The following is a 441-nucleotide window of genomic DNA, read 5'->3' as shown; positions in this document are numbered from 1 at the left end:
TGTAGCGCGAGAACTGCGCGATCACGTCGTGGCGCACGCAGGCCAGGATGGAATCGCCCGCGTACAGCAGCGAATCGGGGGTGGGAATGGAGGACGCCGAGCCGTCGGCGCGCTCGAAGGCGATGATGCGCACCTCGTGGTCGCGCTCGAGTTCCGAGACGCGGATGGTCTTCGCGTTGTCGCGGCTGGCCAAGTCCAAGGTGAACCGCAGCACCTCGAACTCGCCGAAGGTCTCGATGTGGGAGCCGTGGCCCGACACGATTTTCGAGAACACGTCCTCGGCCACGAGCGACGTGCCGCAGACGTAGTCGATGCCAAGCTGCATATAGGCGCGCTCGTGGTCGGGATTGTACAGGCGCGAGATAACATGGGGCACGCCGAACAGGTGGTTGGCCACTTCCGCGCACATGAGAGATCGGAAGAGCACACGTCTGAACTCCA

Origin of the sequence: uncultured Adlercreutzia sp. (genome assembly GCA_910585575.1) — a bacterium.
In the GTDB taxonomy this organism is placed as follows: Bacteria; Actinomycetota; Coriobacteriia; order Coriobacteriales; family Eggerthellaceae; genus Adlercreutzia.
This window is presented reverse-complemented; position numbering follows the sequence as displayed.